Raw genomic sequence first — 13,917 nt, 5'->3', positions numbered from 1 at the left:
AGCGTAGCCGCTGCTCAGTCGCTGGGCAATCCAAGGCTGCGCAGATGAGCAATCAGGCGCTCCTGCAATTGACTGAGGTGGGGCAGGTTCAACTGATGCCGCGACGCGACCTTGCAGGCATGGCCCAACAGGTAGCTGATTTCTGTGCGGCGCTGACTCGCGACGTCCTGGTACATCGAGGAGAAATTGGCCGCTGTGGCCTTGATCACTCGTTCGACTTCCTCCCGGAGGTTCTCCGCCGCTGCCGGCTGGCCGCAGCGCTCCAGCAGTTCGGTGAGCTCGGCGCACAGGGTGGCGACTTCGCAATGATGCTGTTGCAAACCACCGTTGCGGCATTCGTGCAGTACGGTCAGTGGGTTGATCGCACAATTGAGCGCCAGTTTTCGCCACAGCCTTGTGAGGATGTCGGTGCTCCACTCATGGGGAATACCGGCGGCGCTCAAGTCCTCCAGCCAGATCGGCGCTACTGGATGGCCCGCATCGCCCAGCCAGGTGTAGCCGTGACCGGCGAACACCACACGCCAGTCGCCATCGCGAAACGCGCCTTCGGTACTGGAGGCGAAGATGCAGCGCGCCTGAGGCACCTGCGCGGCAACCGCGTCCTGACTACCGAGGCCGTTCTGCAGCAGGATCAGTTCGGCGTCGGGTGTCAGGCGGTGGGCGAGGCGGGCCACGGCTTTCTCGGCGTCGTAGGCTTTGCAGGCCACCAGCAGGCGGCTGATGGGCTCGTCGCTGTCGGCTGTTTCGCCGGGCACCGGATACAGCTGAGCTTCGCCGTGTTCGACCAGCGTCAAACCGCCCGCCGTCTGATAGGCCTGTAAGCGTGTCGCGTCCCGCACGATCAACCTGACCGGTACGTCAGCCCGCGCCAGACGTGTGGCCCAAAGGGTGCCGAGGCTGCCGGCGCCGAGAATGTGCCAAGGGGTAGACATCAACTTTTTGCTCGGTTTGACGCAGGCATGTGAGGCTCGCAGTATCGGTTGGAAAAGACCCGTTATAATGAGCCCGATTTTAACCGCAAGCCAAGCGCGCTCCATCGTTATCGAGCGTGCCTTTTTATTGGAGAGATTACATGCCGTCGTTCGACGTGGTATCCGAACTGGACAAACACGAAGTCACCAACGCGGTCGAGAACGCCGTCAAGGAACTCGATCGTCGTTATGACCTGAAAGGCAAAGGCACCTTCGAGTTCAAGGAAAAGGACCTGACCGTCAACCTGACCGCGGAAGCCGATTTCCAGCTCGAAGCGATGATCGAGATCCTCAAGCTGGCTCTGGTCAAGCGCAAGATCGACGTGCAGTGCCTTGAAGTCAAGGATGCCTACGCGTCGGGCAAGTTGATGAAGCAGGAAGCGGTCCTCAAGGAAGGCATCGACAAAGAGCTGGCGAAGAAAATCGTCGCTCACGTCAAAGACGCCAAACTCAAGGTCCAGGCCGCCATTCAGGGCGAGCAAGTGCGCATTACCGGCAAGAAGCGTGACGATTTGCAGGAAGCGATTGCAGCCCTGCGCGCCAAGACGTTCGACATGCCACTGCAGTTCAACAACTTCCGCGACTGACTTTCAAGCGGGAACCTGTGGGAGCGGGCTTGCTCGCGAAAGCGGCGTATCAGTCGACATCACTGTTGAATGACACGCCGCTTTCGCGAGCAAGCCCGCTCCCACCTCGATTGTGTTTAACCCGGCGGGTCTTTCTGCCGCTTATTTTTCGCGTGCCGGATGGCCGGAAATCAGGAGAAAGTAGATGGATTTGAATACTGAAGTGGACAATCTGGTCAAGGCATCCCAAGCCTGGATTCCGATGATCATGGAATACGGTAGTCGCGTGCTGTTGGCGGTGATTACCCTGGCCATCGGCTGGTGGCTGATCAACAAAGTCACGCAAAAACTCGGCGGCCTGCTGGCGTTGCGTAATGCCGACCTGGCGCTGCAAGGTTTCATCAGCAACCTGGCGAACATCATCCTCAAGATTCTGCTGATCGTCAGCGTGGCGTCGATGATCGGCGTGGAAACCACCTCGTTCGTCGCAGCGATCGGTGCTGCTGGCCTGGCGATCGGTCTGGCGTTGCAGGGCAGCCTGGCGAACTTCGCTGGCGGCGTGCTGATTCTGTTGTTCCGCCCGTTCCGCATCGGTGACTGGATCGAAGCTCAAGGTGTTGCCGGTACGGTCGACAGCATCCAGATCTTTCACACCGTACTGCGCACCGGCGATAACAAAACCATCATCGTGCCTAACGGCAATCTGTCGAACGGCATCATCACCAACACCAACCGTCAGCCGACCCGCAAGGTGATATTCGATGTAGGCGTGGCTTACGAGGCGGACTTGCAGAAGGCCCGTGAAGTGTTGCTGGACCTGGCCAAAGATGAGCGCGTTTTGGCTGACCCGGCACCTCAGGCAGTGATTTCTACTCTGGGCGACAGTTCGATTACTGTTTCCCTTCGAGTGTGGGTGAAGACGGCGGATTATTGGGATGTGATGTTCATGTTCAACGAACAGTCCCGTGATCGTTTGAAAACGGCCGGTATCGATATTCCGTTTCCACAGCGGGTGATTCGAATGGTTCAGGAATCTGCGGTGCAGTAAGCAACAAAAAAGGCCCATCCGAAGATGGGCCTTTTTGTTTGTTACCGCAAACTAACTGGATGCGATTACAAAATCGACAGCGGGTAGTCGACGATCACACGGAACTCTTTCACGTCGCCTTCACCTTCGTCGGCGTTAGCAAAGTGCCAAGCTTGACGGAAGCGGACGGACAGATCTTTTGCCGGGCCAGACTGAACAACGTACTTGGCTTCGAAGTTGGTTTCGTTGTGCTTGCCATCTTCACCGTACAGGCCGGTGTAAGCGCTGCCTGCTGGAGTTTTGGTGCCGTCGATGTCCCAACCTTTCACATAACGGGTCATGAAGCTCAGACCAGGAACGCCGTACTCAGCCATTTTCAGATCGTAACGGATCTGGGCAGACTTCTCGCCAGGGGCGTTGAAGTCAGAGTACTGGATGGAGTTGGCGAGGAAGATCGAGTCGCCGCCGCGGTTGTTCTTGCCAATACCGACGTAGTCGAACGGGGTATCGCCATTAACCTTTTGGAAGGCCAGGGTGATGGTGTGTGCTTTCAGGAACGACAGAGCGGTGGCCAGCGAGAATGCTGTGTTGCTGATGTCACCGGCTTTCGCGTCACCGGTGTCGGTGGTGCGGTAGATGTTGAAGTCGGTGTTCAGCGACGTGTCACCACCAAATGGAGTGGTGAGGTTCACGTTGGCGTAGTACTGGTTCCAGATGTCTTCCAGCTTGGCGCCATACAGCGATGCGGAAAGGTTTTCGGTAATGCCGTACTTGCCACCGAAATAGTCGATGCTGTTGGCTTCAACGCCGGCGTAGTTTGCAAACAGACCGCCGTCACGGGCGTTTTTGTCCTGGCTGGAACCCGAGTAGAAGTGACCGGCTTCGAGGTCAAGGTCTTTGACTTCGCTGCTCTGCAGTTGGAAACCGCTGGCAACTTGAGGAAGGATACGGGAACCGCCAACAGCAAACACTGGAGCAGTGCTTGGCGACATGTCGCCGAATTTCAGCTCGGTTTTGGAGACGCGGAATTTAATGGCCCCCCCGGCTTTACCCTGGCTGTCGTTGACATTGCGGCCACCGTTGGCGTTGACGGTGTCGCTACGGCTCATGTTGCCCGAACCGGAAGTGCCATCGCCGCCATCCAGTTTGATGGCCAGGTAACCGAATGCATCAACGCCAACACCAACAGTACCCTGGGTGTAACCGGAGTTGAAGGTGCCCCAAAGACCTTGGGTCCAGTCTTTAACGTCGCGGGCGCCATCTTTGTTGTCACGGTTGAAGTAATAGTTGCGAATCAGCAAGTCGAACTTGGCGTCTTCAACAAAACCTTTGGCTTCAGCCTGGTCACTTACGAAAGGTGCGGCCGTAGCCATTTGAGTACTGGCTGCTGCTGCAACTGCCAGTGCGATCATGCTCCACTTCATCACGCGCATCGTGATTTGCTCCTTTGGTTTTTAGAAGAGTACTGCCGTCCCGCCTGTTTTATTATCCGGGCGGCTCTTTCTTTTTGTGTCGGCGCAAACTTATATCACGCCGACCATGTTGGCGATACTTGCGCATCTAACCTTTCAGCTTCTTTACGACCCTGTCGCAAATGGCTGGGTAGATGTCGCAAATTCACAATTCCGACGCAATCGGACTGACAACTTCAACGTTGTTTTCCATGGCTTGAGCGTCGGTAAAAAAGAGTCCCTTGTCCTGCACTTGAATCTCCATCGGGCAACCCTGCCGCTGTTTTTATTGGCCTTAAGGCTTCCACTTCCAGCGGAGCGCTTATAGACGATACGGGTGTGAATGCAACAAGCGTGCACAAATCGGAATTCTGTTGCTGTTTTTTTCCAAAGGCCTGCCTGTTGCTGTAAAAACCTCATAAAACCGGGGGTTCAAGCTCTTTTTACCTGAGCTTGACGCCATGCTTCGCATCGTGTTTACCACATCGATCCAGTGGGGGCGACAACCAAAAACGTTACCGGTTCACCCCGCCAGTGAGTAGTTAGCGGATGCTGACGCACTGAGCGTAGACGCGTTGTGCGGTTTTGGTGCAAAAAATTTCAATTGTTGTACCGAATTCACACAGTGTCGCTTTGTCGTGGATTCGAACGGCCCGTCGTTTATCGGTCATTCCGGCATTTTTTGTGCGGCGGCTGGTTCTGTCATGGTGCATACCGGATCAAAATGGCTCATGTCGGGGCGCCCGTAGGGCGCAGCCGGTGGCAGTTCGTCGTGAAGCGTGTGGCGTTCGCAGGTATGCTGCCGTCCTGTCGCTTGGTGCGCCGTCATTCGCAATGGGGCGCTAAGCTGAAAAAAGATCACCAGAGGGAGTGTGCGCTGTGTTCGCTTTAGATCCACGACTTCAACAAGACACGTTGCCTATCGGCGATTTCCCGCTCTGTCGGTTGCTGTTGTCCAATGATTCGAACTACCCGTGGTTCATCCTCGTGCCCCGCCGCGAGGATATCAGTGAGATATTTCAATTAGATGTCGCAGATCAACAGCAGCTGTGGCAGGAAACCACCGCGCTGGCGGAAATGCTCAAGGACTCGTTCGATGCGGACAAGTTGAACGTTGCGGCCCTGGGTAATGTCGTCAGCCAGTTGCACATGCATGTGATTGTGCGCAAGCGTGAGGACGCCGCCTGGCCAGCTCCGGTCTGGGGCAAGCAGCCGGCCAAACCCTACAGTCCAGAGCAGATCGCGACAATTCGCGAACGGCTGCGTCTGGTGTTGACCGATGACTTCACGTTTCTGGAGGGCTAAAACATGAGCCTGGAAGAACGCGTTACCGATCTGGAAAGCCAGTTGGCGTTCCAGGATGACACCATCCAGGCATTGAGTGATGTGCTGGCGACGCAGCAACGCGCAGTGGAGCGCCTGCAACTGCAAATGGCCGCATTGCTCAAGCGGCAAGAGGAAATGGCCGGTCAGTTCGAGTCCTTCGAAGAAGAGGCGCCACCGCCGCATTACTGAGCCACATTAGTGAAGAGCAGGCCATAAAAAAACCGCGAACAGCCTGGGCTGTTCGCGGTTTTTTTTAGCCTTGGAATCAGCGACGCGGCAGGGCGGCGATCACATCTTCGGCTTGCAGGCCTTTGTCACGGTTCATCACAGAGAACTCCACGCGCTGGCCTTCGACCAGAACACGGTGGCCTTCACCGCGAATTGCCCGGAAGTGCACGAAAATATCATCGCCGGAATCACGGGAAATAAAGCCGAAGCCTTTGGAGGTATTGAACCACTTGACGGTGCCGGTATCGCGGTTGCTCATGTCATAGCTTGGCGAGGCGGCGGCCGGTGAAGATTTGTAGAAGCTGACAGCCAGGTGCAAAAGAATGGCGATCAGGGCAACGACCAGACTGAACAGAACGGCAGGTTGACCGGCGATGACAGGCATCGGGGCGAACAATGTCAGTGTTTGCAATACCACAGCCAGAACCAGCAAGGCGCTGACCAGGTTTTGCAGTTGATGACGTGGGCCTTTGTTCCAGTAAGGGATAACAGGTGCAAGGGTGAGGTTGAGCAGGCCGAAAAAGGCCAGGTACAGCGCATCGGGTTGTTGCAGGTAAGGTAGCGCTTCGGATCGCAGGCTAGGGATGAAGGACAGCAGCAAGGCTGCTGCGCCCATTAGCAGGTGGACGATTTTCAACATTTTGATTAACTCACGTTAAGACGGATCACAAGGAAGAGCTGATGGAGCACGGTTCGCTTCGGAACAATAAGAGGCGTTGGACACGTTCCCGCTATCAGCCTATGCGCAGCCCCCGGAAAATAGGCGGTAGCGACACACTGCCTATTTAACAGCAAAGCCCGCAGCTACTCAAATCAGGCAGTCCAGCGGTACTCCCGCTGGCCGCTGTGTGCATGACGCTTGCTGAGTATTATTTGCCGGCTGTGTTTCGCGCGGCTTTTTGCCGTTTCGCTGAAAGACATTGCGTCAGTTTTCGTAGGAAATCGTCCGGCCTAGGACGAGCTCCATGATCTCCCCTCAGTTGTTGGCTTATCCTACGTCGATGGTCATAAAGTCATCTAGATATCCCTGTGCGCCTGCGCTTTTATAAGGAAACGGAATATGACTCTTATAAGCAGCAAGGATGGCAAAGGAGTGTCAACGCTATGGTTTATCAAGACAGGCGAAGCGAGGGGAGGGTCAGTCCACTCAAGGACGTGAGGATTGATTCATTTGTCAGCGAATTCGATATGGGCCTGGCCCAGCCATTATCCCGGTCGGTGCGTTTGAATGGCTTTGCGACCTGCTTGCGGCTTGAACAGGTCTATTGGGATATTTTGGGTGATATGGCCAAGGTCAATTGCTGCTCGGTCAGTGCGCTGCTGTCCCATGTGGATCGCGAAGTGCATCTGCGTCACGGCGGGGTAAAGAACTTCACCGGGCTGGTGCGGGTTGTCTGCGTCGTGCACAGCCTGAAGGAAGGAAATTGCCCCATCATGGCTTGACGATGGCGGTTGATCGGGTCGAGTGTCGGTCTGTGCAGTCTTACGGCTGCACAGGCTGCATTTAATGGATATAATCCCGCCCTTTGCCGCAAAGCCCAGCATGCGCGGTAGCAATCTGATCGCCGAGACAACCCCCATGCCGATGTACGACTATCAATGTGCTTCCTGTGGTCATCAGTTGGAAGCCATTCAAAAGATCAGCGCAGCACCGCTGGTCGACTGCCCTGCCTGCCAGGCGCCAGAGCTTAAAAAGATGCTGTCCATGCCGGGCTTCCGCCTCAGCGGCACCGGCTGGTACGAAACCGACTTCAAGACCGGTTCCAAGAAGAATCTGGCCGGTGGCGACAAAGCTGACTAGGGTCTAGCGCCCGGGCTGAATGACACGCGCGAGCTCTTGCATCATCCGGCACCTTATTCAAGTGTGGGGGTGCGGCAAGACCTCCAACCGAATTTCGAATTACGAGAAGTGAAACCACTACCATGATGCGCAGCCATTATTGCGGCCAACTGAACGAAAGCCTGGAAGGCCAGGAAATTACCCTTTGCGGATGGGTTCACCGTCGCCGTGACCACGGTGGGGTGATTTTCCTCGATATCCGTGATCGTGACGGTCTGGCCCAGGTGGTGTTCGACCCGGACCGCGCTGAATCCTTCGCCGCCGCCGATCGCGTGCGCAGCGAATACGTGGTCAAGATCACCGGCAAGGTGCGCCTGCGTCCGGCCGGTGCCACCAACGCCAACATGGCGTCGGGCATGATCGAAGTGCTGGGCTACGAGCTGGAAGTATTGAACGAAGCGGAAACCCCGCCGTTCCCGCTCAACGAGTTCTCCGACGTCGGCGAAGAAACCCGCCTGCGTTATCGCTTCCTCGACCTGCGTCGCCCGGAAATGCTCGAGAAGCTGCGTCTGCGTTCGCGCATGACCACCAGCATCCGTCGCTTCCTGGACGAGAACGGCTTCCTCGATGTCGAGACGCCGATTCTGACCCGCGCCACGCCAGAAGGCGCTCGCGACTACCTGGTGCCGAGCCGTACTCACGCCGGTAGCTTCTTCGCCCTGCCGCAATCGCCACAGCTGTTCAAGCAGCTGCTGATGGTCGCCGGCTTCGACCGTTACTACCAGATCGCCAAGTGCTTCCGCGACGAAGATCTGCGCGCCGACCGTCAGCCGGAATTCACCCAGATCGACATCGAGACCAGCTTCCTCGATGAAAAAGAGATCATGGGTATCACCGAACAAATGATCCGCAACCTGTTCAAGGAAGTGCTGGACCTGGAATTCGGCGACTTCCCGCACATGACCTTCGAAGAGGCCATGCGTCGTTACGGTTCCGACAAGCCGGACCTGCGTAACCCGCTGGAACTGGTTGACGTTGCCGATCAACTGAAAGAAGTCGACTTCAAGGTGTTCAGCGGCCCTGCCAACGACCCGAAATGCCGCGTTGCCGCTCTGCGCGTTCCAGGCGCGGCAAGCATGCCGCGCAGCAAGATCGACGACTACACCAAGTTCGTCGGCATCTACGGTGCCAAGGGCCTGGCGTACATCAAGGTCAACGAGCGCGCCAAAGGCGTTGAAGGTCTGCAATCGCCAATCGTCAAGAACATCCCTGAGGCTAACCTCAACGTGATCCTCGATCGCGTCGGTGCAGTTGATGGCGATATCGTGTTCTTCGGCGCTGATAAATCGAAGATCGTCAGCGAAGCCTTGGGCGCGCTGCGGATCAAGGTTGGTCACGATCTGAACCTGCTGACCTGCGAGTGGGCACCGATGTGGGTCGTCGACTTCCCGATGTTCGAAGAGAACGACGACGGCAGCTTCACCGCGTTGCACCACCCGTTCACCGCGCCGAAGTGCACGCCGCAAGAACTGGAAGCCAACCCGGCAACCGCGCTGTCCCGTGCCTACGACATGGTCCTGAACGGCACCGAACTGGGTGGCGGTTCGATCCGTATCCACCGCAAGGAAATGCAACAGTCGGTGTTCCGCCTGCTGGGTATCAGCGAAGCGGAACAGGAAGAGAAGTTCGGCTTCCTGCTCGACGCCCTGAAATATGGCGCGCCGCCGCACGGTGGTCTGGCCTTCGGTCTGGACCGTCTGGTGATGCTGATGACCGGCGCCCAGTCGATCCGTGAAGTGATCGCCTTCCCGAAAACCCAGAGCGCTGCCTGCGTCATGACTCAGGCACCGGGGCTGGTGGATGCCAAGGCATTGCGCGAACTGCACATTCGTCTGCGCGAAACGCCTAAAGCTGAGTAAGGCTGGCCAGAAGGGCGCATCTTCGGATGCGCCCTTTCTTTATACAATGGTCGAGATTTTTATTTGCTGGCCGGCGCATCATGGCGTGGCGGGCAATGTTTCAAAGATAATTCGGAGCGAGTTATGGCGGGTCATTCCAAGTGGGCGAACATCAAGCACCGCAAAGAACGTCAGGATGCCAAGAAGGGCAAGATTTTCACCAAGTGGATTCGTGAACTGACGGTTGCTGCTCGTCAGGGCGGCGGTGATCCAGGCTCCAACCCGCGCTTGCGTCTGGCGCTGGATAAAGCGCTGGGTGCGAACATGAGTCGCGACATCATCGATCGCGCAGTGGCCCGCGGTGCCGGTGCTGCCGATACCGACGACATGGTCGAACTGACCTATGAAGGTTACGGTCCGGGCGGTGTGGCGGTGATGGTCGAATGCATGACCGACAACCGCAACCGTACTGCAGCGGCTGTTCGCCATGCGTTCAGCAAGTGTGGCGGCAACCTCGGCACCGATGGTTCGGTGGCCTACCTGTTCGAGCGCAAGGGGCAGATTTCCTTCGCGCCAGGCGTGGATGAGGATGCGCTGATGGAAGCGGCCATGGAGGCTGACGCCGATGATGTGGTGACCCACGAAGACGGTTCAATCGACGTGTTCACCTCGTTCGCCGGCTTCTATTCCGTGCGCAACGCTTTGGAGGCTGCAGGCTTCAAGGGCGATGACGCAGAAATCGTCATGTTGCCGACCACCAGTGCCGAACTGGACCTGGAAGGCGCCGAGAAGGTTCTGAAGCTGATCGATATGCTCGAAGACCTGGATGACGTGCAAAATGTGTATTCCAACGCGGACATCCCGGAGTCGGTGGCCGCACAGCTCGGTTGATGCATTTATAAAAGATCGCAGCCCTTGCCAGGCCCTACGCTAAACCCGTAGGAGCTGCCGAAGGCTGCGATCTTTTGACTTTAAGATCGAAAATCAAAAGATCGCAGCCTTCGGCAGCTCCTACACAGTTATCCTCAAGCCACCGCGATCTCTTTCTGCAGGCGTTATGACTTTAATTCTTGGTATCGACCCCGGTTCGCGTATCACCGGTTATGGCGTGGTACGTGATACCGGGCGTGGCTGCGTGTACGTGGCGTCGGGCTGCATTCGCACGGGCTCCGGCGAGCTGCACGAGCGCCTGCAAATCGTCTACCGGGGCGTGCGCGAAGTGATCCAGACCTACGGCCCGGTGACCATGGGCATCGAAAAAGTCTTCATGGCCCGCAATGCCGACTCCGCCCTCAAGCTCGGTCAGGCCCGCGGCGCTGCCATCGTGGCCGGCGCCGAGGAAAGCCTGGAAATCGCCGAATACACCGCGACCCAAGTCAAACAGGCGGTGACCGGCACCGGCGCGGCGAATAAGGAGCAGGTGCAGATGATGGTCATGCACATGCTGAAATTGACCAGCAAGCCGCAAATCGATGCCTCGGATGCCCTGGCCATCGCGATTTGCCACGCTCACACCCGGTCCAGTCTGTTGCCGCATGGTCTGGGCACAGCACGCAGTCGTGGCGGGCGTCTGCGTCTCTGATAGCATCAGCAATCATTTTTTATGGAATGAGGGTTTTGCGCCTGTGCTGTCGGCGCAAAACCTTTGTTCTGTCAGTCGCCAGCACTGATCTGGCCAAGGCTCAAGGATCTGAAACGTGATTGGACGCTTGCGCGGCACTTTGGCTGAGAAACAGCCGCCGCACCTGATTCTGGATGTAAACGGTCTGGGGTATGAGCTGGAAGTGCCCATGACCACGCTTTATCGCTTGCCGTCGGTCGGTGAACCGCTGACCTTGCACACCCATTTGGTCGTACGCGAAGACGCGCAGTTACTCTATGGCTTCTTTGGCAAGCGCGAGCGAGACTTTTTTCGCGAGCTGATCCGTCTCAATGGTGTGGGGCCGAAACTGGCGCTGGCCTTGATGTCGAGCCTGGAGGTCGACGAGCTGGTTCGTTGCGTGCAATCCCAGGACACTTCGGCCCTGACCAAGGTGCCGGGCGTGGGCAAGAAAACGGCCGAGCGTTTGCTGGTGGAACTCAAGGATCGCTTCAAGGCGTGGGAAACCGTGCCGGCGATGTTCGCGTTGGTGCCAAACCAGCCGGGTGGGCCAGATGCGCCAGCTCCAGTCGCCACTGCCGAGAATGACGCGGTCAGCGCGCTGATTTCCCTGGGCTACAAGCCGCAGGAAGCCAGCAAGGCGATTTCTGCGATCAAGGAGAAAGGTTTGAGCAGTGAAGACATGATTCGTCGCGCCCTGAAGGGAATGATCTAAGTGATTGAAGCTGATCGTCTGATCGCTGCCACGGGTGGGCCCCGTGACCGCGAGGAAGTCCAGGACCGGGCGATTCGTCCCGTCAGCCTTGCCGAGTACATTGGCCAGCCAACCGTTCGCGAGCAAATGGAGTTGTTCATCCAGGCCGCGCGTGGGCGCAATGAATCCCTGGACCACACGCTGATTTTCGGCCCGCCGGGACTGGGTAAAACCACCCTGGCCAACATCATTGCCCAGGAAATGGGCGTGTCGATCAAAAGCACCTCGGGGCCGGTTCTTGAGCGTCCGGGTGATTTGGCAGCGTTGCTGACCAACCTTGAACCCCATGACGTGCTGTTCATCGACGAGATCCATCGGTTGTCGCCGATCGTCGAAGAAGTGCTGTACCCGGCCATGGAAGATTTCCAGCTCGACATCATGATCGGCGAAGGGCCGGCCGCGCGCTCGATCAAACTCGATCTGCCGCCGTTCACCCTGGTCGGCGCAACCACCCGGGCCGGCATGCTGACCAACCCGTTGCGCGACCGTTTCGGGATCGTTCAGCGTCTGGAGTTCTACAACACCGCCGACCTGGCAACGATTGTCAGCCGTTCGGCGAACATTCTCGGTTTGCCGCTGGACCCGGAAGGCGCCTTCGAAATCGCCCGCCGTGCCCGTGGCACGCCGCGGATCGCCAACCGCTTGCTACGCCGAGTGAGGGATTTCGCCGAGGTTCGCGCCAAAGGCCACATCACCAAACCGATCGCCGACCTGGCGCTGAATCTGCTGGATGTCGACGAGCGTGGTTTCGACCATCAGGACCGACGCCTGCTGCTGACCATGATCGAGAAGTTCGACGGTGGGCCGGTGGGGGTGGACAGTCTGGCGGCGGCGATAAGCGAAGAGCGTCACACCATTGAAGACGTGCTGGAGCCGTATTTGATCCAGCAGGGCTATATCATGCGCACTCCGCGGGGGCGGGTGGTCACTCGACATGCGTACCTGCACTTCGGTTTAAACATCCCGTCACGATTAGGCGAGATGCCCGTGGTAGACGAGTTCCTCGATGCCGTGGACGATTAGTAACCTTTGCGCGCTGATTTATTCGGGGTTTGTGCTGTCCCAGGACCGTACTTTCGCCGCAAAGCCGCGAATCAATGAAAAACAGTTGCCTGGCCGGATTGGCAACCTGAGGAGTAAGCACTAGAGTATGCGCGCGCAAAACGGGCTTGAGCCGTTCGCACATCGTTGTCGCGTTTATTACGAGGACACCGATGCGGGCGGCATCGTGTATTACGTCAATTACCTCAAGTTTATGGAACGGGCTCGAACCGAGCGGCTCCGGGAGCTGGGCTTTGCCCAGTCGGCGCTGGCAGGGGAGGACCTGTTGTTTGTCGTGCATTCCAGCGAAGCGCGTTACCACGCGCCGGCGCGACTGGACGATGAACTGCTGGTAAGCGCTGAAGTAATTGAATTGAACCGGGTCAGCCTGCGCTTCAAACAGCAGGTCAGGCGGGCTACGGATAATGTGCTGCTCTGCGAAGGGCAGTTTCTGGTGGCCTGTGTGCGCACCAACAGTTTGAAACCCCGGGCCATTCCCGAAGCTCTACGTGCGGCCTTTGCCGACGTGAGCGGCGCGGGTACACACTCAAAGCAGGAGATAAAGCGTGGAAGCTAACGTCGTCGACCATTCCTCCATGTGGAGCCTGGTCAGCAATGCCAGTATCGTGGTGCAACTGGTAATGCTGATCCTGGTAGCCGCATCGGTGACCTCATGGATCATGATCTTTCAGCGCAGCAACTTGCTGCGCGCCGGTCGACGTGCCCTGGAGAGCTTTGAAGAGCGCTTCTGGTCCGGTATCGACCTGTCCAAACTCTACCGTCAGGCCGGCAGCAACCCTGATCCGGATTCGGGCGTCGAGCAAATCTTCCGTGCCGGTTTCAAGGAATTCTCCCGTCTGCGTCAGCAGTCGGGCGTTGACCCGGAAGCAGTCATGGAAGGCGTGGCCCGTGCCATGCGCGTGGCCATCTCCCGCGAGGAAGAAAAACTCGAGCAGAGCCTGCCGTTTCTCGCCACCGTCGGTTCCGTCAGCCCGTACATCGGTCTGTTCGGTACGGTCTGGGGCATCATGAACTCCTTCCGTGGTCTGGCAACTGCCCAGCAGGCGACCCTGGCCACTGTGGCCCCGGGTATCGCCGAAGCACTGATTGCTACCGCGATCGGTCTGTTCGCCGCCATCCCGGCCGTTATCGCGTACAACCGTTTTGCTGCTCGCAGCGAAACCCTGCTGGGCCGTTACTACACCTTCGCCGATGAATTCCAGGCGATCCTGCACCGCAAAGTGCACACCAGCGAAGAATAAGCAGGTAATTTCC

16 protein-coding genes are annotated in these 13,917 nt (G+C 57.6%); 13 read left to right on the top strand and 3 right to left on the bottom strand.

Going from position 1 to position 13,917, the window contains the following annotated elements:
- Positions 1-14 precede the first annotated feature (14 nt).
- Positions 15-932, bottom strand: a complete 918-nt coding sequence (locus KW837_RS19135; RefSeq protein ID WP_218397929.1) for a putative 2-dehydropantoate 2-reductase — start codon at positions 930-932, stop codon at positions 15-17.
- A gap of 140 nt (positions 933-1,072) precedes the next feature.
- On the opposite strand from KW837_RS19135, the gene KW837_RS19130 reads away from it, so the two are divergent.
- Together KW837_RS19130 and KW837_RS19125 are read left to right on the top strand one after the other, a co-directional pair.
- Positions 1,073-1,558: a YajQ family cyclic di-GMP-binding protein gene (locus KW837_RS19130; RefSeq protein WP_007906601.1), complete on the top strand. Its 486-nt coding sequence runs from the start codon at positions 1,073-1,075 to the stop codon at positions 1,556-1,558.
- 184 nt (positions 1,559-1,742) lie between these two features.
- Positions 1,743-2,585: a mechanosensitive ion channel family protein gene (locus tag KW837_RS19125; protein WP_218397928.1), complete on the top strand. Its 843-nt coding sequence runs from the start codon at positions 1,743-1,745 to the stop codon at positions 2,583-2,585.
- Between the two features lie 65 nt (positions 2,586-2,650).
- On the opposite strand, the gene KW837_RS19120 is transcribed toward KW837_RS19125, so the two are convergent.
- Positions 2,651-3,997 (bottom strand): OprD family porin, encoded by a 1,347-nt coding sequence (locus tag KW837_RS19120; protein ID WP_218397926.1) that lies wholly within the window; start codon positions 3,995-3,997, stop codon positions 2,651-2,653.
- Between the two features lie 897 nt (positions 3,998-4,894).
- Between KW837_RS19120 and KW837_RS19115 the strand changes: the two genes are divergently transcribed.
- Complete coding sequence (locus tag KW837_RS19115; protein WP_032830486.1) at positions 4,895-5,320, top strand: HIT domain-containing protein; 426 nt, start codon at positions 4,895-4,897, stop codon at positions 5,318-5,320.
- A 3-nt stretch (positions 5,321-5,323) separates the two neighbouring features.
- Entirely contained in the window at positions 5,324-5,530 is a 207-nt protein-coding gene (locus tag KW837_RS19110) for a SlyX family protein (RefSeq protein WP_050683199.1), read from the top strand.
- A gap of 76 nt (positions 5,531-5,606) precedes the next feature.
- Here KW837_RS19110 and KW837_RS28945 read toward each other — a convergent pair whose 3' ends face one another.
- Entirely contained in the window at positions 5,607-6,209 is a 603-nt protein-coding gene (locus KW837_RS28945; RefSeq protein ID WP_007897045.1) for a cold-shock protein, read from the bottom strand.
- Between the two features lie 464 nt (positions 6,210-6,673).
- Here KW837_RS28945 and KW837_RS19100 point away from each other — a divergent pair, with 464 nt between their 5' ends.
- The 9 genes from KW837_RS19100 to tolQ all read left to right on the top strand — a co-directional run bounded on the left by KW837_RS19100 (position 6,674) and on the right by tolQ (position 13,904).
- Entirely contained in the window at positions 6,674-7,012 is a 339-nt protein-coding gene (locus tag KW837_RS19100; protein WP_218397923.1) for a ribbon-helix-helix domain-containing protein, read from the top strand.
- Positions 7,013-7,148: 136 nt separating this feature from the next.
- Positions 7,149-7,370 (top strand): FmdB family zinc ribbon protein, encoded by a 222-nt coding sequence (locus KW837_RS19095; protein ID WP_010457489.1) that lies wholly within the window; start codon positions 7,149-7,151, stop codon positions 7,368-7,370.
- Between the two features lie 122 nt (positions 7,371-7,492).
- On the top strand, positions 7,493-9,268 hold the full coding sequence (gene aspS, locus KW837_RS19090) for an aspartate--tRNA ligase (protein ID WP_008072428.1): 1,776 nt from the start codon (positions 7,493-7,495) through the stop codon (positions 9,266-9,268).
- A 123-nt stretch (positions 9,269-9,391) separates the two neighbouring features.
- A complete protein-coding gene (locus KW837_RS19085) occupies positions 9,392-10,138 on the top strand; it encodes a YebC/PmpR family DNA-binding transcriptional regulator (protein ID WP_008072427.1) in 747 nt (248 codons plus the stop codon).
- Positions 10,139-10,304: 166 nt separating this feature from the next.
- On the top strand, positions 10,305-10,829 hold the full coding sequence (ruvC, locus tag KW837_RS19080; protein WP_008147379.1) for a crossover junction endodeoxyribonuclease RuvC: 525 nt from the start codon (positions 10,305-10,307) through the stop codon (positions 10,827-10,829).
- A 115-nt stretch (positions 10,830-10,944) separates the two neighbouring features.
- The gene (gene ruvA, locus KW837_RS19075) at positions 10,945-11,562 is read left to right on the top strand and encodes a Holliday junction branch migration protein RuvA (RefSeq protein WP_007897033.1); all 618 of its coding nucleotides are present in this window, start codon (positions 10,945-10,947) and stop codon (positions 11,560-11,562) included.
- The gene (ruvB, locus tag KW837_RS19070; protein ID WP_008006678.1) at positions 11,563-12,624 is read left to right on the top strand and encodes a Holliday junction branch migration DNA helicase RuvB; all 1,062 of its coding nucleotides are present in this window, start codon (positions 11,563-11,565) and stop codon (positions 12,622-12,624) included.
- A 127-nt stretch (positions 12,625-12,751) separates the two neighbouring features.
- Positions 12,752-13,219, top strand: a complete 468-nt coding sequence (ybgC, locus tag KW837_RS19065; RefSeq protein ID WP_007933231.1) for a tol-pal system-associated acyl-CoA thioesterase — start codon at positions 12,752-12,754, stop codon at positions 13,217-13,219.
- A complete protein-coding gene (gene tolQ, locus KW837_RS19060) occupies positions 13,209-13,904 on the top strand; it encodes a protein TolQ (protein WP_007897030.1) in 696 nt (231 codons plus the stop codon). The genes ybgC and tolQ overlap by 11 nt, the downstream gene beginning before the upstream one ends.
- Positions 13,905-13,917 lie beyond the last annotated feature (13 nt).

Origin of the sequence: Pseudomonas sp. PDM24 (genome assembly GCF_019218905.1) — a bacterium.
Lineage (GTDB): Bacteria > Pseudomonadota > Gammaproteobacteria > Pseudomonadales > Pseudomonadaceae > Aquipseudomonas.
The sequence above is the reverse complement of the archived record's forward strand: the minus strand, read 5'-3'. Positions and strand labels throughout refer to the sequence as shown.